General features: G+C 65.0%; 16 protein-coding genes. 12 read left to right on the top strand and 4 right to left on the bottom strand.

The features are described from left to right. Positions 1 to 136: 136 nt before the first annotated feature. The 4 genes from JYG36_RS24335 (at position 137) to speA (ending at position 4,383) form a co-directional block, all read left to right on the top strand. Entirely contained in the window at positions 137 to 1,210 is a 1,074-nt protein-coding gene (locus tag JYG36_RS24335) for a DUF2333 family protein (RefSeq protein WP_045197016.1), read from the top strand. A 3-nt stretch (positions 1,211 to 1,213) separates the two neighbouring features. After that, positions 1,214 to 1,750 carry an NUDIX hydrolase gene (locus tag JYG36_RS24330; protein ID WP_213602563.1) on the top strand — a complete coding sequence of 179 codons (537 nt, stop codon included), beginning with the start codon at positions 1,214 to 1,216 and terminating at the stop codon, positions 1,748 to 1,750. A 194-nt stretch (positions 1,751 to 1,944) separates the two neighbouring features. After that, complete coding sequence (locus tag JYG36_RS24325) at positions 1,945 to 2,316, top strand: translation initiation factor Sui1 (RefSeq protein ID WP_010221702.1); 372 nt, start codon at positions 1,945 to 1,947, stop codon at positions 2,314 to 2,316. 153 nt (positions 2,317 to 2,469) lie between these two features. Further along, the gene (gene speA, locus JYG36_RS24320) at positions 2,470 to 4,383 is read left to right on the top strand and encodes an arginine decarboxylase (protein ID WP_045197019.1); all 1,914 of its coding nucleotides are present in this window, start codon (positions 2,470 to 2,472) and stop codon (positions 4,381 to 4,383) included. A 78-nt stretch (positions 4,384 to 4,461) separates the two neighbouring features. Here the strand turns inward: speA and JYG36_RS24315 are convergent, their stop codons facing one another. After that, positions 4,462 to 5,805: an MATE family efflux transporter gene (locus tag JYG36_RS24315; RefSeq protein WP_093376511.1), complete on the bottom strand. Its 1,344-nt coding sequence runs from the start codon at positions 5,803 to 5,805 to the stop codon at positions 4,462 to 4,464. A 147-nt stretch (positions 5,806 to 5,952) separates the two neighbouring features. On the opposite strand from JYG36_RS24315, the gene JYG36_RS24310 reads away from it, so the two are divergent. Next, entirely contained in the window at positions 5,953 to 10,902 is a 4,950-nt protein-coding gene (locus JYG36_RS24310; RefSeq protein ID WP_045197023.1) for an alpha-2-macroglobulin family protein, read from the top strand. A 50-nt stretch (positions 10,903 to 10,952) separates the two neighbouring features. Here the strand turns inward: JYG36_RS24310 and JYG36_RS24305 are convergent, their stop codons facing one another. Beyond that, positions 10,953 to 11,246, bottom strand: a complete 294-nt coding sequence (locus JYG36_RS24305) for a hypothetical protein (RefSeq protein ID WP_038997361.1) — start codon at positions 11,244 to 11,246, stop codon at positions 10,953 to 10,955. A 104-nt stretch (positions 11,247 to 11,350) separates the two neighbouring features. Here JYG36_RS24305 and pbpC point away from each other — a divergent pair, with 104 nt between their 5' ends. Beyond that, positions 11,351 to 13,705 carry a peptidoglycan glycosyltransferase PbpC gene (gene pbpC / locus JYG36_RS24300; RefSeq protein WP_249744381.1) on the top strand — a complete coding sequence of 785 codons (2,355 nt, stop codon included), beginning with the start codon at positions 11,351 to 11,353 and terminating at the stop codon, positions 13,703 to 13,705. A gap of 98 nt (positions 13,706 to 13,803) precedes the next feature. Continuing rightward, complete coding sequence (locus JYG36_RS24295) at positions 13,804 to 15,471, top strand: ShlB/FhaC/HecB family hemolysin secretion/activation protein (protein WP_213602561.1); 1,668 nt, start codon at positions 13,804 to 13,806, stop codon at positions 15,469 to 15,471. 34 nt (positions 15,472 to 15,505) lie between these two features. On the opposite strand, the gene JYG36_RS24290 is transcribed toward JYG36_RS24295, so the two are convergent. Next, positions 15,506 to 15,913, bottom strand: coding sequence for a response regulator (locus tag JYG36_RS24290; RefSeq protein ID WP_045197030.1), 408 nt, complete (start codon positions 15,911 to 15,913; stop codon positions 15,506 to 15,508). Between the two features lie 61 nt (positions 15,914 to 15,974). Next, positions 15,975 to 16,196 carry a Flp family type IVb pilin gene (locus JYG36_RS24285; RefSeq protein ID WP_093376494.1) on the bottom strand — a complete coding sequence of 74 codons (222 nt, stop codon included), beginning with the start codon at positions 16,194 to 16,196 and terminating at the stop codon, positions 15,975 to 15,977. 319 nt (positions 16,197 to 16,515) lie between these two features. Here JYG36_RS24285 and cpaB point away from each other — a divergent pair, with 319 nt between their 5' ends. The 5 genes from cpaB to JYG36_RS24260 are packed head-to-tail and all read left to right on the top strand — an operon-like array spanning position 16,516 to position 22,049. Continuing rightward, positions 16,516 to 17,445 carry a Flp pilus assembly protein CpaB gene (gene cpaB, locus JYG36_RS24280; protein ID WP_213602559.1) on the top strand — a complete coding sequence of 310 codons (930 nt, stop codon included), beginning with the start codon at positions 16,516 to 16,518 and terminating at the stop codon, positions 17,443 to 17,445. A gap of 20 nt (positions 17,446 to 17,465) precedes the next feature. Then, a complete protein-coding gene (locus JYG36_RS24275; protein WP_093376485.1) occupies positions 17,466 to 18,719 on the top strand; it encodes a type II and III secretion system protein family protein in 1,254 nt (417 codons plus the stop codon). After that, positions 18,716 to 19,906, top strand: a complete 1,191-nt coding sequence (locus tag JYG36_RS24270) for a CpaE/TadZ family protein (RefSeq protein ID WP_213602557.1) — start codon at positions 18,716 to 18,718, stop codon at positions 19,904 to 19,906. Before JYG36_RS24275 ends, JYG36_RS24270 begins: the two co-directional genes overlap by 4 nt. Further along, on the top strand, positions 19,903 to 21,171 hold the full coding sequence (locus tag JYG36_RS24265; protein ID WP_045197040.1) for a TadA family conjugal transfer-associated ATPase: 1,269 nt from the start codon (positions 19,903 to 19,905) through the stop codon (positions 21,169 to 21,171). Before JYG36_RS24270 ends, JYG36_RS24265 begins: the two co-directional genes overlap by 4 nt. Continuing rightward, positions 21,168 to 22,049 carry a type II secretion system F family protein gene (locus JYG36_RS24260; protein ID WP_195885601.1) on the top strand — a complete coding sequence of 294 codons (882 nt, stop codon included), beginning with the start codon at positions 21,168 to 21,170 and terminating at the stop codon, positions 22,047 to 22,049. The genes JYG36_RS24265 and JYG36_RS24260 overlap by 4 nt, the downstream gene beginning before the upstream one ends. Position 22,050 lies beyond the last annotated feature (1 nt).

Here is a 22,050-nt window from a genome sequence, read left to right as displayed (position 1 = left end):
CGTGCTTGATTTATAGTGCAGCGATACTTGCCGACCCCGGCAGGTGGCGCGCGGCATTAAAAGCCCATCGCGCTGGCACGAAGCCCGGGGGTTGCGGTCGAACCCCTTGAACCGACGTGACTGAAAGGACAACGCCATGCTGGACTGGAAAAACCGTACAGGCAAAGCCGAGGCGCGTGAGCGGGTCGAACCGCGCACCGCTGCCACCCGCAGTTATTTTGGCGGGTTGTTCTTCAGCCGCGCCCTGGGCTCGCTGATCGGCCTGTACCTGCTGGTGTGCGTGGGCCTGGGCTGGTACTGGAGCGCCGAGCCCGACCTGTTCCCGGTGCAGCAGAACGCCCAGGCGGCCGCCGAGAAAACCGGCAAGCAGATGGTCGTCGGCTACACCACCATCGAAACCCTCAAGACCGTGGCCGGCACCCTGCTCAACAAGCCCGGCGGCTATATTTCCAACGACCGCTTCCCGCCTGGCCTGTGGATGGACAACATGCCCAGCTGGGAGTACGGCGTGCTGGTCCAGGTGCGTGACCTGAGCCGCGCCCTGCGCAAGGACTTTGCCCGCTCACAGTCGCAGTCCACCGAAGACGCTGACCTGGCCAAGGCCGAGCCGCGCTTCAACTTCGACAACAAGAGCTGGATCCTGCCGTCGAGCGAATCGGAGTTCCAGGAAGGCATCAACTCGCTGACCCGTTACCAGAACCGCCTGGCCTCGCCGGATCAGCAGGGCGCGCTGTTCTACACCCGCGCCGACAACCTCAACAACTGGCTGGGCGACGTCGCCACCCGCCTGGGTTCGCTGTCGCAGCGCCTGTCGGCAAGTGTCGGCCGGGTCAAGCTCAACAGCACCCTGAAGACCGAGTCGGTGCTGCCGGGCCAGGTGCCGCAGCTTGACGAAGAAGTGGTCGAAACCCCGTGGCTGCAGATCGACAACGTGTTCTACGAAGCCCGCGGCCAGGCCTGGGCGCTGTCGCACCTGCTGCGCGCCATTGAGGTCGACTTCGCCGATGTGCTGGCGAAGAAGAACGCCACGGTCAGCGTACGGCAGATCATCCGTGAGCTGGAAGCCTCGCAGGAGCCGCTGTGGAGCCCGATGGTGCTCAATGGCAGCGGCTTTGGCATGTGGGCCAACCACTCGCTGGTCATGGCCAACTACATCTCGCGGGCCAACGCTGCCGTCATCGACCTGCGTCAACTGCTGACTCAGGGCTGATCGGTGTCGATCTCCGAGCAGGAGGCAGCGCACCGCGCCGCCTCCGACCGCGAACTGATTGCCTGGGTCGACGAAAGCGACCGCCTGCTCGGCGCCGTGGCCCGCGCCGAGCTGCGCGAGCGCGGGCTGATTGGCCGCGGCACCTACATCCTCTTGTTTAATTCCGCTGGCCAGCTGTGCGTGCACCGACGCACCCAGAGCAAGGCGATTTACCCCGGGTACTGGGATGTCGCCGCCGGTGGCATGGTCCAGGCCGATGAGAGCTATGCCGAATCGGCGGCCCGCGAACTGGAAGAAGAGCTGGGGGTCGGTGGGGTCGAACTCACCGCGCATGAATGTTTTTTCTTCGACCAGACCGGCAACCGGCTCTGGTGCGCGGTGTTCTCGGCGGTCTGGGACGGGCCTTTGTGCCTGCAGCCCGAAGAGGTCAGCGAGGCACGCTTCATCGCCGTCGAGCAGGCCCTGGCCGACAGCCAGCAACAGCCATATTGCCCCGATTCACTGGCTGCCTTGCGGCGCTACCTCGACCGTCGAGCCTGACGTCGCTAAACACATGCAAAATGGCGCAGTTTTGTACTTAGCATTCGCGACTTTTATCGTTACACTGCGCGGCCTTTAAAGGCTGCCGCACGCTTCATGCGGCAGTTGCGCTGCCCCTGCCAGAGTGGGGCTTCGCGGTCGGTGCCCCGCCAGGGGCGTCGACCAGTTTTTATCCTCACCGTAGAGGATCAAAAGTGGCCAAGAAAGCCGCATCATTCGCCGCCCTCGGTGGCCTGGTGTTCTCCACTGATGCAGGCCGGCATTGCCCGGACTGCAGCAAACCCATAGATGCCTGCATCTGCAAACAGACGCTCATCCCCGAAGGCGATGGCATTGCTCGCGTGCGTCGCGAAAGCAAGGGCCGTGGCGGCAAGACGGTGACGACCATCAGCGGCGTGCCGCTGCCCCTGGAACAGCTCAAGGATCTGGCCAGCACGCTCAAGCGCCGCTGCGGAACCGGCGGCGCGTTGAAAGACGGGGTCATCGAAATCCAGGGCGATCATGTCGAGCTGCTGCTGGCCGAACTGATCAAACAGGGCTTCAAAGCGAAAAAGTCCGGCGGCTGAAGACTGCATCGCGATTTTTTGCAATTCGCTTTCTAAACTCGTTCCCGTAGGAAGGGTCTATCCCTGAACACGGATAATCGTCACTTTCAGGTTTTACACTGCGCCCGCCCCATGCAGGCCGGTGTTTTTCGACTTTCTATATAGGGGACTTCAATGTCCGTACGACGCACACGCAAAGACGATGGCAGCCAATGGACAGTTGCGGACAGCCGCAGTGTTTACGGCATTCGCCATTGGGGGGCCGGCTACTTCGCAATCAACGAGGCCGGGCGCGTCGAAGTCCGCCCGAACGGGCCTGGCAGCGCGCCGATCGACCTGTTCGAACAGGTCGACGAACTGCGCAAGAGCGGCCTGTCGCTGCCGCTGCTGGTACGTTTCCCGGACATTCTCCAGGACCGCGTGCGCCAGCTGACTGGCGCTTTTGACGCCAACATCGCGCGCCTGGAATACCAGAGCCAGTACACCGCGCTGTACCCGATCAAGGTCAACCAGCAAGAAGCGGTGGTGGAAAACATCATCGCCACCCAGAACGTTTCCATTGGCCTTGAAGCCGGCTCCAAGCCTGAGCTGCTGGCCGTGCTGGCGCTGGCACCGAAAGGCGGCACCATCGTCTGCAACGGTTACAAGGACCGCGAGTTCATCCGCCTGGCACTGATGGGCCAGAAACTCGGCCACAACGTCTTTATCGTCATCGAGAAAGAGTCGGAAGTGGCCCTGGTGATCGAAGAAGCCGCCGAGCTCAAGGTCAAGCCGCAAGTTGGCCTGCGCGTTCGCCTGTCGTCGCTGGCCTCGAGCAAGTGGGCCGATACCGGTGGCGAGAAGTCCAAGTTCGGCCTGTCGGCGGCGCAACTGATCTCGGTGGTGCAGCGTTTTCGCGATGCCGGCCTGGACCAGGGCATCCGCCTGCTGCACTTTCACATGGGCTCGCAGATCGCCAACCTGGCCGACTACCAGCACGGTTTCAAGGAAGCCATCCGTTACTACGGCGAGCTGCGCGCGCTGGGCCTGCCGGTCGATCACATCGACGTCGGCGGCGGCCTGGGTGTGGACTACGACGGCACCCACTCGCGCAACGCCAGTTCGATCAACTACGACATGGATGACTACGCCGGTGTCGTGGTCGGCATGCTCAAGGAGTTCTGCGATGCCCAGGGCTTGCCGCATCCGCATATCTTCTCGGAGAGCGGCCGCTCGCTGACCGCGCACCACGCCGTGCTGGTGGTGCAGGTGACCGACGTCGAGAAGCACAACGACGAAGTGCCGCTGATCGAGAACAAGGAAAGCCTGCCCGAGACCGTGCAGTGGCTGGCCGACCTGCTCGGCCCGACCGATATCGAGATGGTCACCGAAACCTACTGGCGCGCCACTCACTACATGAGCGATGTGGCCGCCCAGTATGCCGACGGCAAGATCACCCTGGCCGAGAAAGCCCTGGCCGAGCAGTGCTACTTTGCCGTCTGCCGGCGCCTGCACAACTCGCTCAAGGCCCGCCAACGCTCGCACCGCCAGGTGCTCGACGAACTCAACGACAAGCTGGCCGACAAGTACATCTGCAACTTCTCGGTGTTCCAGAGCCTGCCGGACACCTGGGCCATTGGCCAGGTCCTGCCGATCCTGCCGCTGCATCGCCTCGACGAAGAGCCGCTGCGCCGCGCCGTGCTGCAAGACCTGACCTGCGACTCGGACGGCAAGATCAACCAGTACGTCGACGAGCAGAGCATCGAGACCAGCCTGCCGGTGCACGCGATCAACGAAGGTGAAGACTACCTGCTGGGTATCTTCCTGGTCGGTGCCTACCAGGAAATCCTCGGTGACATGCACAACCTGTTCGGTGATACCGACTCGGTGAACATCTACCAGAACCCGAACGGCAGCGTGTACCACGCCGGTATCGAGACCCATGACACCATCGAAGACATGCTGCGCTACGTGCACCTGTCGCCGGAGGAGTTGATGACTCACTACCGCGACAAGTGCGCCAGCGCCAAGATCACCGCCCGTGAGAAGACCCAGTTCCTCGACGCCCTGCGTCTGGGCCTGACCCGTTCGTCGTACCTGTCGAGCTGATCAGTGGTGCGGGTCGCGTGCAGTCGCTGGCTGCGCGTCGACCCTATCGCGGGTCAAGTCGGGTCGCGATGCTTTCAACTACCGACGCACAAACCACCCATCCCGCCGCTGCAACCGCCAGCCCATCACCCCCAGCGTTACCCCGCGCAAGGCCATGAACAGCAGAAAGCCCAGCCACAGGCCGTGGTTGCCCAGATCGCGAGCCAGATAGGCAACCGGCAGGGCGATGAGCACGCTGAGCAGCATGCCGTTGCGCATCTCCCGCGCCCGCGTGGCGCCGATGAACAAGCCATCGAGCAGATAGCTCCACACCGCGATTAACGGCAGCAAGGCCAGGTACGGCAAGTACTGGTAGGCGGTTTCGCGCACGTTGGCGATGTCGGTCTGCATGTTGATGAACAGATGCCCACCGAGCAAAAACAACACGGCAAAGCCGCTGCTGGCCAGCAGCGACCAGCCGCAGGCGACGGTCAGCGAGCGGCGCAGCGCCTGGCGATCGCCAGCGCCGATGGCGTGCCCGCACAGCGCTTCGACCGCATGGGCCAGGCCATCAAGGGCGTAGGCGGTGAGCAGCAGGCCATTGAGCAGCAAGGCGTTGGCTGCCACGGTCGCTTCACCCAGGCGTGCGCCTTGCACGGTAATCAGGAAGAACACCGCTTGCAGCGCCAGGCTGCGGATGAAGATGTCGCGGTTGACGCTCAGCAGCGGCCGCCAGCTCTGCCAGCGTGCCAGCAGTGCCCAGGCGATCTGCCCGGGGTAAGCGCGCAGGGCCGGGCGGGTCAGGGCCAGGCCGAGCAGGGCGGCGCTCCATTCGGCAATCACAGAGGCCCGCGCCGAACCGATCACGCCCCAGTCCAGGCCGAGCACGAACCACAGGTTGAGGGCGATGTTGAGCAGGTTGGTGGTCAGCAGGATCGCCAGCGGCGCCCTGGCGTTCTGGGTGCCGAGGAACCAGCCGACCAGGGCGAAGCTGGCCAGCGCCGCCGGCAGGCCAAGCAGGCGGGTCTGGAAGAAGTCGTGGGTCGACTGCTCCAGCGCTGCCGAGGGCTGCATAAGTTGCAGCGCCAGGTGGCTGAACGGCAGGGCCAGAACACCCAGCAGCAGGGCGAAAAACAGCGCCAGCAACAGGCCCTGGAGCAACACCTGGCGCAGTGCTGCGCCGTCGGCACGACCCGCCGCCTGGGCGGCGAAACCGGTCGAGCCCATGCGCAGAAAGCCCATCACCCAGGCCAGGAAGGTGTACAGGCTGGCGCCCACCGCCACCGCACCGAGCTGATGAGCATGGGGCAGGTGGCCAATCACGGCGCTGTCGACCAGGGCCACCAGCGGTACGGAAATGTTCGAAAGTATCATCGGCGCGGCCAGCGCCCAGACCTTGATATGGGTCGGGCGGTCGCGCCAGTCGGTCAGCAAACGGGACATGAAAGCTCCTGGCAAGCCGGCATTGTAGCCGCTGCGGGCACCAAATCGTGCGAAGGCGGTCTCACATCCGCTCGCCGCATCACTGTTGCGGCGCGGTTGATATATAGTGCACCCCTAAGATTCCGCTGCCCGAGAGTTACTACTCCCATGCTCAACAAAGGATTGTTGCTGGCCTGCGCGCTGGCCTTGCTCAGTGCCTGCGATTCGTCTGCCCCGGACAAACCGGCCCCCGCGGCCCCGCCTGCGCAGACCCAGGACCAACCCGCAGCCCCGGCCCCGGCCGCTCCGGCTGCACCCGCAGACGCGACCAAGCCCGCTGCGGCCAAGGACGATGCCGCGACCCTGGCCAAGCGTTATGCCGGTCGCGAGCTGAGCGTGGTGGATGTCTCGGAAGTGCAGGTCGATGGCGCCAGCGCCCTGGCCCTGACCTTCTCGGTGCCGCTGGATGACCAGCAGAACTTCGCTGACAAGGTGCACCTGGTCGATACCGTCAAAGGCAAGGTCGACGGCGCCTGGGAGCTTTCTGCCAACAAGATGGAGCTGCGTCTGCGCCACCTGGAGCCCCAGCGCAAGCTGGTGCTGACCATCGACGCCGGGCTGCTCGCGGTCAATGGCAAGCGCCTGCCCGCCGAGTCGATCAGCCGCCTGGAAACCCGCGACATGCAATCGACCATCGGCTTCGCCAGCCGTGGCTCGCTGCTGCCGACGCGACTGGCCGAAGGCCTGCCGGTGATCGCCTTGAACGTCAACAAGGTCGATGTCGAGTTCTTCCGCATCAAGTCGGACAAACTGTCGCCGTTCCTTGCTACCTGGGGCCGCAACAGCAGCCTGTACTACTACACGTCCAAAGAAATCCTGGACATGACCGAGCTGGTTTACAGCGGCCGCTTCGACCTCAACCCGGCGAAGAACACCCGCGAAACCGTGCTGCTGCCGATTGCCGGCATCAAGCCGCTGCAAGAGCCAGGCGTGTACCTGGCGGTAATGCGCGCCTCCGGAACCTACGACTACACGCAACCGGCGACGCTGTTCACCCTCAGTGACATCGGCGTCTCGGCGCACCGTTACCAGAACCGCCTGGATGTCTTCACCCAAGGCCTGGAAGGTGGCAAGGCGCTGAGCGGTGTCGAGCTGGAACTGCTCGACGGCGAAGGCCGCGTGCTGGCCCAGGCCAAGACCGACAGCGACGGCCATGCCCAGTTGCCGACGCCACCCAAGGCCGAAACCCTGCTGGCCCACCAGGGCGTGCACACCACCATGCTGCGCCTCAATAGCGCTGCCCTGGACCTGGCCGAATTCGACATCACCGGCCCCCAGGCCAACCCGCTGCAGTTCTTCGTGTTCGGCCCGCGCGACCTTTATCGCCCGGGTGAAACCGTGCTGCTCAACGGCCTGTTGCGTGACCAGGATGGCCGCCCGCTCAAGCCGCAACCGGTGACCGTGGAAGTGCGCCGTCCGGATGAGCAGATCAGCCGCAAGTTCGTCTGGGAAGCCGATGCCAATGGCTTCTATCAGTATCAGCTGCAACTGGCCGATGAAGCGCCGACCGGGCGCTGGCAGTTGCTGTTCGACCTCGGCGGCGGCAAGAAGCAGGTGTTCGAGTTCCTTGTCGAAGATTTCCTGCCCGAGCGTCTGGCCCTGGAGCTCAAGGGCAGCGACAAGCCGCTGAGCCCGGACCAGACTGCGCAGATCAAGGTCAACGGTCGCTACCTGTACGGCGCCCCGGCTTCGGGCAATCGCCTGAGCGGCCAGGCCTATGTGCGCCCGCTGCGTGAAGCGGTGCCGGCACTGCCGGGCTATCAGTTCGGTTCGATCACTGAAGAGGAACTGAGCCAGGACCTGGAGCTGGACGAAGTCACCCTGGACAGCAACGGCAAGACCACCCTGAACATCGAAAGCAAATGGTCCGAAGCCCGTTCGCCGCTGCAACTGACCGTGCAGGCCAGCCTGCAGGAGTCCGGTGGCCGGCCGATCACCCGCCGCCTTGAGCAACCGATCTGGCCGGCCGGGCGCCTGCCTGGCTTGCGCGGTCTGTTCGAGGGTGAAGAAACCGATGGCGAAGGCCCGGTGGAGTTCGAAGTGCTGGTGGCCGATCCGCAAGGCAACAAGCTGGCGGTCAACAACCTCAAGGTGCGCCTGGTCCGCGAGCGTCGCGACTACTACTGGAACTACTCGCAGAGCGACGGCTGGAGCTACAACTACAACGAGAAATTCCTCATCCAGAGCGAAGAGACGGTCAACGTCAAGGCCGGCTCCACCGCCCGGGTCAACTTCCTGGTTGATTGGGGCCCGTACCGCGTCGAGGTCGAAGACCCGCAGACCGGCCTGGTGTCGAGCGGGCGTTTCTGGGCCGGCTACCGTGCCCAGGACAACGCCGACGGCGGCGCCGTACGTCCGGACCAGGTCAAACTGGCCCTGGACAAACCGTCGTATGCCGATGGCGCTACCGCCAATATCACCGTCACTCCGCCTGCCGCAGGCACCGGCTACTTGATGGTCGAGTCCAGCGAAGGCCCGCTGTGGTGGGAAGAAATCGATGTACCGGCCGAAGGCAAGAGCTTTGCCGTCAAGCTCGATCCGAAGTGGGCGCGCCATGACCTGTATGTCAGCGCCCTGGTGATTCGCCCGGGCGAGCGCAAGGTCAATGCCACGCCGAAACGTGCCGTGGGTGTGCTGCACCTGCCGCTGGATCGCCACGAGCGCAAGCTGGCGGTAACCCTCAATGCCCCGGAAAAAATGCGTCCCAAGCAGCCGCTGACCGTCAAGGTGCAAGCGCGCAACGCCGACGGCAGCGTGCCCAAACAGGTGCATGTACTGCTGGCAGCAGTGGACGTGGGCATCCTCAACATCACCGAGTTCGAAACCCCCGACCCGTTTACCGGCATGTTTGGCCGCAAGGCCTATGGTGCTGACCAACTGGATATCTATGGCCAGTTGATCGAAGCCGGGCAGGGCCGTCTGGCCAGCCTGGCCTTCGGTGGTGATGCGGCCATGGCCAAGGGCGGCAAGCGCCCGAACACCACGGTGACCATCGTTGCCAAGCAAAGCGCCCCGGTAACCCTCAATGACAAGGGTGAAGGTGAAGCGACGGTCGATATCCCTGACTTCAACGGTGAGCTGCGGCTGATGGCCCAGGCCTGGACCGACGAGCGCTACGGCATGGCCGAAGGCAAGACCGTGGTCGCCGCGCCATTGATTGCCGAGCTTTCGGCGCCGCGCTTCCTCGCCGGCGGCGACCGCACGACCCTGGCCCTGGACCTCTCCAACCTGTCGGGCAAGGCACAGAACCTGACCGTGCGCCTGAGCACCGAAGGCCAGCTGAATCTGCTCGGCGCCGCCGAACAAACCCTGAGCCTCACCGAAGGCAAGCGCGTCACCCTGCTGGTGCCGGTGCAGGCCAGCGGTGGCCTGGGCCAGGGCAAGGTCAAGGTCGAGGTGCAAGGGCTGCAACTGCCAGGCGAGTCGGCCACGGCCTTCAGCCGCGACTGGACCCTGGGCATTCGCCCGGCCTACCCGGCAATGCTGCAGCACTATCGCGTCGCTCTCAAAGACCAGCCCTGGACCCTGCCGGAAGCTGACCTGGCGCTGTTCGAGCCGGTGGGTCTTGAGGCCTCACTGGCGCTGTCGAGCCGTCCGCCGCTGAACCTGGCCGAGCAGATCCGCGCCCTCGAAGCCTACCCGTACGGCTGCCTGGAACAGACCACCAGTGGCCTGTACCCGTCGCTGTACGCCGATGCCGCGACGCTCAAGCGCCTGGGCATCAAGGGTGAGCCGGCGGACGTGCGCAAGCGCAAGATCGAGATGGGCATCGAGCACCTGCTGGGCATGCAGCGCTACAACGGCAGCTTTGGCCTGTGGAGCGCTGATGACGAGGAAGAGTACTGGCTGACCGCCTATGTCACCGACTTCCTCCTGCGTGCACGCGAGCAAGGTTATGCCGTGCCGCCCGAGGCCCTGAAAAAAGCCAGCGAGCGCCTGCTGCGCTACCTGCAGGAGCGCAACCTGATCGAGATCAGCTACAGCCAGAACGCCGAGCACAGCCGCTTTGCCGTGCAGTCCTATGCTGCCCTGGTGCTGGCGCGTACCCAGCAAGCGCCGCTGGGCGCCCTGCGCAGCCTGTTCGAGCGGCGCAGCGATGCGCGTTCCGGCTTGCCGCTGGTACAACTGGCCATCGCCCTCGACAAGATGGGCGACAAGCCGCGTGCGCAACAGGCGCTGCAGGCTGGCCTGGCGGTCACCCGTAGCGAGAACAGCTGGCTGGCCGACTACGGCAGCCCGGTGCGTGACCAGGCGCTGATCCTGTCGTTGCTGACCGAGAACAACCTGGCCAGCGACAAGCTCGATGCACGGCTGTTCGAGCTTTCCGACCAGATGGCGGGTAACCGCTGGCTGTCGACCCAGGAGCGCAACGCGCTGTACCTTGCCGGTCGTGGCCTGCTGCGCAAGCCTGAAGGCAACTGGTCGGCACGCCTGGACAGCGCCGGTGAAGTGCGCGAATTCAACAACGAGCAATCGGGGATGAAACTCGAAGGCCCGCTGCTGGCCTCGCCGCTGACCATCCAGAACGAAGGCAGCGAGACGCTGTTCCAGCAACTGACCCTGTCCGGTTATCCGCGCCAGGCCCCGGTTGCCCGCGGCAGCGGCATGACCATCCGCCGCGAGTTCCTCGGCATGAATGGCCAGGCCCTGGACATCAAGGCGCTCAAGAGCGGTGACCTGGTGCTGGTGCACCTGGCGGTGACGGCCAATACCCAGGTGCCGGACGCGCTGGTGGTCGACCTGCTGCCGGCGGGCCTGGAGCTGGAAAACCAGAACCTGGCGCAAAGCGCGGCAAGCCTTGAGAACGCCAGCAGTGCAGTGAAGCAATGGCGCGAGTCGATGCAGAACGCCGCGGTCGTGCATCAGGAGTTTCGTGATGACCGCTACGTGGCGGCGCTGAGTATCGACCAGTACTCCACCACCCACCTGCTGTACCTGGCCCGCGCGGTAACCCCGGGGACCTACAAGGTACCGCCGCCGCAGGTCGAGTCGATGTACCGGCCGAACTACAACGCGGTGGGCGAATCGCCTGCCGAGCTGGTGGTTAAAGGCCGCTGACACAGGGCGTTGTGGGAGCGGGCTCATCCGCTCCCACACCTTCTATTTAGTCAGTGAATGATCCAGCTCAGCACCCACAAACCCAGCACCAGCCAGATGATGCCGAGTATGATCGAGGCGCGCATGAAGGCGCGGATCGCCGAGTACAGCAACATCAGGCCGATGATCAGGGCGAGGATGCTGACCAGCGAAGTGTCCATGCCCAGGGTGCGTGACAGGCCCTCGATGAAATTGCCACCGGCGTTGGCCAGCAGGTTGAACAACCCGCTCAGGCCGTCGACGATAAACCGGATCACCGCCCCCAGCGCCTGGCCGAGCCACTCGAAAAAACCTTCTACATGCATAGTTGCTTCCTGATGATCAATTCGGCGAATGCGCCGTTGCCAAGCCTTTGGCCATGCCAGGGCCGGGTCGGTTCCCTGCGTAGCTGCTACGCCAGGAGGGCCTGATGCACATCTTAGCTCGCCTGCGTGGCGTCATCGGCAAACCCCTGGGTTTGCTGCTCGCCATCCCCTTGCTGCTGATTGCCTTGCTATGGCTTGCCGACCGCATCTGGCCGTTGCCGATGCCGGCCGATGACCTCGCCCGGGTAGTCCTGGCCGAAGACGGCACGCCGCTGTGGCGCTTTGCCGATGCCGACGGGGTGTGGCGCTACCCGGTCACTGCCGAGCAGGTTTCGCCTTATTACCTGGAGGCGTTGCTGACCTACGAGGACCGCTGGTTCTACCATCACCCCGGTGTCAACCCGCTGGCCCTGGGCCGCGCGGCCTGGCAGAACCTGCGCGGTGGCCGGGTGCTGTCTGGTGGTAGCACCCTGTCGATGCAGGTCGCGCGCCTGCTCGACCCACACTCGCGCACGCTGCCTGGCAAGCTGCGCCAGCTGTGGCGTACCGCGCAACTGGAATGGCACCTGTCGAAGGCGCAGATCCTCGAAATCTACCTCAACCGTGCGCCGTTCGGCGGCACCTTGCAGGGTGTCGCCGCGGCCAGCTGGGCCTATCTTGGCAAGTCGCCGCTGCACCTGACGCCTTCAGAGGCGGCCTTGCTCGCGGTGTTGCCCCAGGCGCCCAGCCGCCTGCGCCCGGATCGGCACCCGGAGCGCGCCCAAGCGGCGCGGGACAAGGTCTTGCAGCGCCTGGCCGAGTACCAGGTGTGGCCGCAGCAACGGGTCGCCGAAGCAGAAGAGGAACCGCTGTTGCTGGCACCACGTCAGGAGCCGGCGCTGGCGCCATTATTGGCGCGACGGCTGAACCGCCCGCACAGCCCGCCGTTGATTCGCACCACCCTCGATGCCTCGTTGCAACGGCGCCTGGAAGACTTGCTGCTGGGCTGGCGTGCGCGCCTGCCCGAGCGGACCTCGGCGGCGATTCTGGTGGTCGAGGCGCAGAACATGGCAGTGCGCGCCTACCTGGGGTCGGTGGACCTGAATGACGAGCGCCGCTTTGGCCACGTCGACATGATCAGCGCCCTGCGTTCCCCCGGCTCGACCCTCAAGCCGTTCCTCTATGGCATGGCCATGGACGATGGCCTGATCCATTCCGAGTCATTGCTGCAGGACGTGCCGCGCCGCTACGGCGACTATCGCCCGGGCAATTTCTCCATGGGCTTCAGCGGGCCGGTTGCCGCCAGTTCCGCCCTGGCCCTGTCGTTGAACCTGCCGGCGGTGCAACTGCTTGAAGCCTACGGGCCGAAACGCTTTGCCGCGCAGATGCGCAGTGGCGGCGTGCCGTTGATCTTGCCGCCGCTGGCCGAGCCTAACCTGTCGCTGATTCTCGGCGGCGCCGGTAGCCGCCTGGAAGACCTGGTGGGCGGCTACGCCGCGTTTGCCCGCGATGGCCTGAGTGCGCCGATCCGCTTGCAACCCAATGACCCGCTGCTTGAGCGACGCCTGCTGTCGCCCGGCAGTGCCTGGATTATCCGGCGGATTCTCAGCGGCCAGGCGCGCCCGGACCGCGACCCTCACGCAGAGCTAGTGCAGCGCCCGCAACTGGCGTGGAAGACCGGCACCAGCTATGGCTTTCGCGATGCCTGGTCGATTGGCGTCGGCCCGCGTTACCTGATCGGGATCTGGATCGGCCGCCCGGATGGCACGCCGGTGCCCGGCCAGTTCGGCCTGGCCTCGGCGGCGCCGTTGATGCTGCAGGTGCATGATGTGCTGAGCAACCGCGACAGCCAGCGCGGGATTGCCACACCCGTGGCGGCGGTGCCGGCCAACGTCGGGGTTGCGGCGATCTGCTGGCCGCTCGGCCAACCCATGGCCCGCCAGGACCCCAATTGCCGGCGCCAGCGTTTTGCCTGGACCCTGGACGGTACCACGCCGCCAACCCTGCTGGCCCAGGACCAGCCCTTGAGTGTCGGCTTGCGCGAGACGGTCTGGGTCAACGATCAGGGCTTGCGTGTCGACGCTACCTGCGCCGGCGCCCAGGCCCGGGAAATCGCCCTCTGGCCGTCGCCACTTGAACCGTGGCTGCCAAGGGTGGAACGCCGCGAGGCGCGCTTGCCCAAGGTCGACCCGCAATGCCCGCCGCAGGTGCCGGCCAGTGCGCCGCCGCTGTCAATCGTCGGCGTGCGCCAGGGCGATCAGCTACGCCGCCCGGCCACCAGCAGCGAACCATTGCGTTTCAAGGTCTCGGCCCTTGGCGGTAACGGACGCCACTGGTGGTTCCTCAACGGTGCGCCGCTGGGCGAAACCAGCGGTCAGGAGAACCTCACGGCAAGCTTCGAGCAGGCCGGGCGCTTCGAGCTGAGCGCCCTGGATGAAAGCGGCGAAACCGCCCGGGTCGAATTCCAGGTCAATGACTGACGCTCTCTATTAGACGATGACAGGGCCAGCACCTACGCTTGGATTGACGAGGCCGCCGCCCTGGCGGCCTTGTACTGTTCGGGATCATGGAGTGTCCGATGCGTGCGTTGGCCGTCGCGATAGTGGGGTTGTCCTGGGTGAGCGTTGCCAGCAGCGAACCCCTGCCGCGTTTTCTCGACAGCCACGAAATCGAACGCAACCTGCCGGCCCCCAATCTGCCGGCCGATGCCTACCGGCCAAGCAACCCGGGAGTGCTGGTGCCGGTGCCGGTAACCCAGGCCCGGCCGTTGCTGCGCGACACGCGGATCTTTCTGCGCAAAGTGCGCTTCGAAGGCGGCAGCATCTACCCCTTGAGTGACCTGCGCGACAACTACCAGAGCCTGGTCGGCCGCGAGGTCAGCCTCGGCGAGCTGATCGACGCCACCCAGCGCCTGACCCAGCGCTACCAGCAGGACGGCTACCTGTTGTCGCATGCCTACCTGCCCGAGCAGGACTTCGCCGATGGCCGGGTGCGGGTGGTGCTGGTCGAAGGCTACATCGATGAACTCGAGCTGCACGGCGAGGTGGGCCCGGCGGCGGCCTACGTTGAGCAACTGGTGGGCCGGCTCAAGGCCGAACGGCCGCTGACCCGCGACACCTTCGAGCGCTACGTCGCGCTGATGAGCCGCCTGCCCGGCTTCAGCGTGCAGGCAAGCCTAGCGCCTGCCAACCCTGTCAGTGGTACCAGCCGGCTGATCGTCGAGGCCAGGCGCCGGCCGTTCAGCGGCAACCTGACCGTCACCGATGGCACCCGCGATGACCCCCAGGCCTTGCTCAGCGTGAGCAGCAACGCGCAGACGGCGCTGGCCGAACAGTTCAGCGTCACCGCTCTGGCGCCGCGCGGGGAAGATCACGAAAGCTATTTTCGCCTGGACTACTCCCAGTACCTGGACGATCAGGGCAGCCAGTTGCACCTGTCGGCCTCGCGTTACGACAGCGACCCCAGTGCCCAGGTGCTGCTCGGCGATGGCACCCAGCTCAAGGCCCATCGCGAGAACGACCGCTTTTCGGCGGGCCTCAGCCAGGTGCTGCTGGCCGCGCCCGGTGAGTCGCTCAACGTTGCTGCGCGTTTCTACATGGTCAATGACGATGTTGAGTATCGCGCGGTCGACGCGCCCTTGCGGCTGAGCAATCGCACCGATGTGCGTGCCCTGGGCTTTGAAGGCGAGTGGCGCAAGGCCGATGCCGACCAACTGCGGATTGTCAGTGGTGGCGCCTATCAGGGCCTGGATTACCTGGGGGCGAAAAGCAACAGCGATTTCGACCTGGATTTCCTCCGCCTGCGTTTGTCCGGTTTGCAGAGCGATCGCCTGTTCGGCAATTGGCAGGGGGTGGCGTCGGCGGCCTTGTACTGGAGCCGCGACAGCCTGCCCGACAGCGAGCGGGTGGTGTTCGGCGGGCAGAGCTTTGCCCGCGGTTACCCCGCCGACCAGGCCCTGGGCGACAAGGGCTGGGGCCTGGCCTATGAGCTCAATTACAGTTTCAACGGCGATGGCCGCTGGGTAAAGTTGCTGCAACCTTATGCCGTACTGGACACCGCGCGCACCTGGTTCAACGAGGTGGACCTGCGCGATGCACACTTGAGTTCAGTGGCTTTGGGGCTGCGCATCGGTGACGGGCGTTTCTACAACCTGGCACTGGAGCTGGCCAAGCCGCTGTCGGATGTTGCCCTCGACAGCTTTGACCGCGAGCCACGGCTGAGTGTGAGTTTCAGCGTGCAGCTGTGAACCGGCTCCTACAGGGGCCGTAGCCCCCGCAGGTTCATTGCACCAGTTGCATCCGCGGTTTGGGGAACAGGTTGTCGAGGGTTTCCAGCAGGCGGTTGTGGTAGATCGGCTTGCGGAACAGGTCCAGCACCTGCAGGCGCAGCAGGTCGCTGATGTCGTCCATGTCGGCATGCCCGGAGGTGACGATCACCGGCAAGTGCTGGCGCGAGGTGTGCTCGCGCAGGCGCCTGATCAGTGATATGCCGCTCTCCTCCGGCATGCGCAGGTCGGTGATGACCAGGGCCACGTCCGGGTGGCGGGTGAGTTGTTGCAGGGCGAGTTTCACCGAGGTGGCGGTGTAGCAGCAAAAACCCTCGCCCTCCAGCAATTCGGCAAGTTCCAGCAAGGCGTCCTCTTCGTCATCCACCAGGAGTAGCTGTTGACGGGGGGAAGAGGTCGGCATGGGGCGGTCCTGTGATGGGGGAGTTGATCAGTGCATTGGCGTGAACCGATGAAGCCACTCGTCAGCTACCACTGCCACCACTGCCACCGCCCGAAGCAGGCGGCGCTTTTAGCGCGTTTTCAATCTTGGTCATGACCCCAGACACATTGGTAGAAATGGGCGTAATGAACGCTGTCAGCGCTACAGCAACCATGGCCGCGACAATCGCGTACTCGATGCCCGAGGCACCATCCTTGCGGTAGAAGAATTCTTTGCAGCTCTTGAGGACTCGGGAAAGACGCATGGCATTTCTCCTTGCGCCGGAGGCGCAGATGGCAGGGGTATTCAGTGATTCCCCTTTGCCACCACAGCATCGTCAACGGGCCAAATCTCGGCAAATGTAAGAAGGTATTAATACTAAAGTTATAACCAAATACCGACGCCAATAAGCTGTTGTTTTATGGGGGTGTCGGCTTTGCGACGGAAAAAAATCTGACGGGTAATGGCATTTTGTCCTAGCTGCGCTACCGTCAAATAGCGAAATAGTTGTTTCCGACTGCAGTGCTGTGGGCCATTTCACAAAAGTGAGCCTGAAGGACAGCTTGGGGAGAAGGAGGGCCAGCATGAGCAGTCGCATTACCATCATCCTTGCAGGCCTCTTTTTGATCGGTGCGCTGCTGGCCGGCTACTGGGGGCTGATGCTCAGCCAGCCGCCAAGCGAGCCGGCGCCGGCAGCCGCCGTCGAACCCGCGCAGGCTCCGGTGACCCGGGTGGTCACGGAAGCAACAGACGAACTGCGCAAGCCGGTTGTCGTGCTGCGTCGCGATGTCAGTGCATATACCCCGCTGGTGGCCGAAGACCTGCTGATCGAACGCCTGCAGGTGGCGCCGCCGGGTAGTTTCCAGACCCTTGAACAAGTGCTCGGGCGCAGCAGTTGGCGCGCCTTGAGCGCCGGCACCTGGCTGGAGCAGGGCAGCTTCGAGGCCGGTGGCCCGCTGGCACGGATGATTCACCCCAGTGAGCGGGCGCTGGCGGTGGCGGTGGACGAAGTGGTCGGCGCCGCCGGGCAACTGCGCCCGGGTGACTATGTCGATGTGCTGGTGTTCCTGCGTGAAGACAACAGCAACCCGCAAGCCTCGGCCCAGGTAGTGTTGCCGGCCTTGCGCCTGCTCAGTGTCGGTGCGCAGCTGGGCCTGGCCAACGATGGCCAGCCTGCCGAGGCGCCCATGGATGACAAGGCCCGTCAGGAACAACAGCGCAACCCGGTGCGCACTGTGGTGCTGGCGGTCCCCGAAGCATTGGCCAGCCGCCTGCTGCTGGCCGCTCAGGCCGGCAGTCTGCGCCTGGCGGTACGCAGCGCCGAGGAGAAGCGCCTGGCCCAGTACTGGACTGACCCGAATGCCAGCGCCAAGGCCGTCGACAACGCCAACCGTGAACTCTATCGCTTCAGCCAGCTCGCCCAGGTACCGGCCGCCCGACCTGTGGCCAGCGCAGCGCCGCCACGCGGCATGGAAATCATCCGCGGTAATCAAGCCAACACGCCAACCCCCTGACCAAGCAAGGATGCCCTTCAATGAGCAGTCGTTCCGAGCGGGTAATCAAGCAGATGCTCTGCGCCCTGTTGTGCGCCGTGCCGCTCGCCCCAACGGCGATGGCGGCGTCCGGCTGCGCGGCGCTGGAGCAGGTGCCGGGCGTCATCGAGATCGATCAGGGCCTGCAGCAGGAGGTGCGCCTGCCGGTGGCAATCACCCGCGCGGCGATTGGCGAGCCGAAGATTGCCGACGTACATGCCAGTGGCACTGACGCGGTGCTGCTGACGGCGGTCGGCCCCGGCGCCACCAGCCTGATGCTGTGGACTGCCTGCGCCAAGACACCGCGCCAGGCCATGGTGTTCGTCAAGGGCATTGCCAGCAGCGAGATGGCTGCCAGTGCGCTGCCGCCGTCCGAAGATCCGCTGCTGCCCAGCCAGGTGCAGGCCGATATCCGCTTTGTCGAAGTCAACCGCACCAAGTACAAGGAGGCCGGCGCGCGGCTGTTCTTCAAGGGCTCCAACAACACCCTGATCGGCTCACCGAGCACTGTGCCGAACACCACCGTAAGCCCGGGGCAGGTGCCCACCGTGCCCGGCACGCCAAACATTCCCCTGGACAACGGCGTGTTCAACATCATCTGGGGCGGTGGCAGCAGTCGCTTCCTGGCCGCGATCAATGCCCTGGAAACCAGCGGTTTCGCCTACACCCTGGCGCGCCCCAGCCTGGTGGTGCTCAGCGGCCTGACCGCAAGCTTTCTGGCCGGCGGCGAGATCCCCATCCCGGTGCCCAGCAGCGGCAGCGACAGTGTCTCGATCGAATACAAGGAGTTCGGTATCCGCCTGACCCTGTCGCCCACCGTGGTCAGCCGCAATCGCATCCTGCTGAAAGTCGCGCCGGAAGTCAGCGAACTGGACTACAACAAGGCGGTGAATATCGCCGGTACCCAGGTGCCCGGCCTGACCGTCAGGCGTACCGACACCAGCATCTCCCTGGCCGATGGCGAGAGCTTCGTCATCAGTGGCTTGATCAGCAGCCAGTCGCGCTCGACCGTCGACAAGTTTCCAGGCCTTGGCAACCTGCCGATCATTGGCGCGCTGTTTCGCCAGTCCTCGGTGCAGCGCGACGAGACCGAACTGCTGATGATCGTTACCCCGCACCTGGTCCAGCCGCTGGCGGCCGATGCCCAGTTGCCGTCGCTGCCGGGTGAGGGCCTGCGTAACTACGACCCGAGCTGGGGCCGGCTGTTCTTTCTGGAAAACGGCGACTTTGAACGTCGCAGCGGGTTATCCCAATGAGTGAAAGCCTGAGCCAGACCTTCCTTGCCATCACCCGCAACGATGGTGACCTGCAGTGGTTGCAGGGCGCATTGGCGCCGCTGGGGCAGGTGGTGGGTGCCGGCAGTGGCAGCCTTGACGAGTTGCTGGCGCTGGTCGATGTCACCTTCGCCAGCCTGGTGTTCGTCGGCCTCGACCGCGAGCAGGTGGTCCACCAGTGCGCGCTGATCGAGGGCGTGCTGGAAGCCAAGCCGATGCTGGCGATCGTCGCCCTCGGCGATGGCATGGACAATCAACTGGTGCTCAACGCCATGCGTGCCGGGGCGCGGGATTTTGTCGCCTACGGCTCGCGTTCCAGTGAAGTCGCAGGCTTGGTGCGGCGCTTGAGCAAACGCCTGCCGCCGGTGACCAGCAACCCCAGCCTGGGCGGGCTGACCGTGCTCTATGGGGCCCAGTGTGCCGCCGACGGCGCCTTGCTGACCACGCACATGGCGCGGGTGGTGCAGACCAGCGGCCAGCAGACCCTGCTGCTCGACCTTGGCCTGCCGCGGGGTGACAGCCTGGCGCTGCTCGGCCTGGAAGCCTCGTTTCATTTCGGCGATGCCCTGCGCCACCTGCGCCGGCTCGACAACACCTTGATCGACAGTGCCTTCACCCGCGAAAGCTCGGGCCTGCGCCTGCTGGCTTATGCCGAGACCGACGAGCCGCTGGAGCGCACCAGCGCGGCAGAGCTGTACATGCTGCTCAGCGCCTTGCGCCAGCACTTCCAGCACATTGTCGTGAACCTCACCGGCCAGGCTGACAGCGAAGCCCTGCGCACCTTCGTCAGCCACTGTGACAAGCTGATCTGGTACACCGACCAGAACGTCCTCGATTGCCGGCGCAACCTCGAAGTGCTGACCCAGTGGCGCGAGAAGGGCATGAAGCTCGAACACGCAAGCCTGTTGGTCGACCGCTACCTGCGCGGTGTCGCGCCGGATTCCGAAGCCTTGGGCAAGCGCTACGGCCTGCCGGTTCTGCGGGTCTTGCCCTATAGCCCGGAGGTGCGCCTGAACGCCAAGAACCAGGGCCTGACCCTGTTCGAGCTGGCGCCGCGCGAGCCGCTTACGCAACAGCTGAAAAGCCTCGGTGAACGCCTGGCGCGGCGCTCGGAAAACAACCCGCCGGTGGTCGCCACCTGGCTCAATCGGCTGTGGGGGCACAAGTGAGCGGCGACGAGTTGTTCGGTGGCCCACGGCATAACCTGGGGGCCGACCCACAGGCGCTCAAACGCGCCCTGCACCGTTACATCATCGACGCCATCGAGGACAGCGGCCGCAACCTGCTCGAAGGTTCGCGCCCGGCCCTGGCGCAGTTCGTGGTGGAACAGGTCGGCGATTACATTGCCCGCCTGCACCTGGCGTTGTCGCGCTACGAGATGGAACGCCTGGCCGAGGAAATCGTCGACGAGCTGACTGGTTTCGGCCCGCTGGAAGTGCTGCTGCGCGATGCCAGCGTCACCGAAATCCTGGTCAACGGCCCGCACCGGGTGTTCATCGAGCGGGCCGGGGTGCTGCAACAGACCGACCTGCGTTTTATCGATGCCCATCATGTCGAGCGGGTCATGCAACGGATTCTTGCGCCCCTGGGGCGGCGCCTGGACGAGTCCTCGCCGATGGTCGACGCGCGCATGCCCGATGGCAGCCGGGTCAACGCCATCATCCCGCCGGTGGCGCTCGACGGCCCGTGCCTGTCGATCCGCAAGTTTCGCAAGGACATGCTCAAGAGCGCCGACCTGCTGGCCACCCGCACCATCGACCAGGGCATGCTCGACTTCATCCAGCTGGCGGTGGCGCGGCGCTGCAACATCCTGGTCAGCGGCGGTACCGGCACCGGCAAGACCACCCTGCTCAATATCCTCAGTCAGCTGATCAGCCCCCACGAACGCCTGGTGACCATCGAGGACGTGGCCGAACTGCAGCTCGATCACCCGCACGTGGTGCGCCTGGAAACCCGTCCGCCGAATGCCGAAGGGCATGGCGAGATCAAGGCCAGCGAGCTGATTCGCAACGCCTTGCGGATGCGCCCCGACCGTATTCTGCTTGGCGAGATTCGCGGCGTCGAAGTGCTCGATGTGCTGACGGCGATGAACACCGGCCACGATGGTTCGATGAGTACCGTGCATGCCAACACTGCCCAGGATGCCTTGCTGCGCCTGGAAACCCTGGTCGGCCTGACCGGTCGCCAGGTGGCCGAGAAAACCCTGCGGCAGATGATCTGCGCGGCGCTGGATGTGGTCATCCAGCTGACCCGCCTGGCCGATGGCCGCCGCTGCGTCAGCGAGGTGCTGGAGGTGGTCGGGGTGCGTGATGACGTGTACGTCACCAATACCCTGTTCCGGCTCGATCGGCGCACGGGCGAAGGCTTTTTGCGCGAAGCGCCGAACCCGGCCGGCGACAAGCTGCGCCGCGATTACTCGGAGCTCCAGCCGTGATCGCCGCGCTCCTCGGGCTGATTTGCCTGGCCTTGCTCGGCTTGTCGGTGCACCTGTTCTACCGCGGCATGCGCAAGTCTGCCCAGGAGCGCATCCTCCGGCGTCTGGGTCAGGTCGAGCAAGCCGCTGCGCTGGCGCCGGTCGGGCACGACTGGCTGGACCGCCTGCTGCAGCGTGCCGGTATCGAGCGGCGTAACGAGCTGTTGTGGCTTTGGCTGGCCCTCTGGCTGCTGGCCGCGCTGTTGACCGGGCGGGTCGTGGGCTGGGTGGCAGGCCTTGGCCTGTTGCTCATCGGCCCGCTGCTGGCCTGGTTGTACCTGGGCTGGCGCTATCGGCAGCGGCTGCAACGGATGATCGAGCAACTGCCGGTGCTGCTCGATCACAGCGTGCGCAGCCTCAAGGCCGGGCGCACCCTCAGCGATGCCGTGCTCGGTGCCATCGATGCTTCCCGCGAGCCGTTGCACGGCGCCTTGCAACGGGTGCGGCGCAATGTGCAGATGGGCGTCAGCCTCGACGATGCCATGGCTGAACTGGCCGAGTTGTATGACCAGGACGAACTGCGCCTGTTTGCCCTGGGCCTGCGTATCAACCATCGCTATGGCGGCAACGCCAGCGAGCTGCTGGAGAACCTGATCAAACTGATTCGCGAACGCGAGCAGGGCGCGCGGCAGTTGCGCGCCATGACCGGCGAAACGCGCATGACGGCTATGGTCCTGGGCCTGTTGCCGGTGGGCATGGCCGGTTACTTCCTGATCAGCAATCCCAACTATCTGCTGACCATGTGGCGCGACAGCAACGGCCAGTTCCTCCTGCTCGGGGCCTTCCTCCTGCAGGCCTTGGGCTGCCTGGCGCTGTGGCGCATGTTGCGGAGTATCTGAA

Source organism: Pseudomonas sp. SORT22, from assembly GCF_018417635.1.
Lineage (GTDB): Bacteria > Pseudomonadota > Gammaproteobacteria > Pseudomonadales > Pseudomonadaceae > Aquipseudomonas.
Note: the sequence above shows the minus strand (reverse complement) of the source record. Positions and strands in the feature narration are given on the sequence as shown.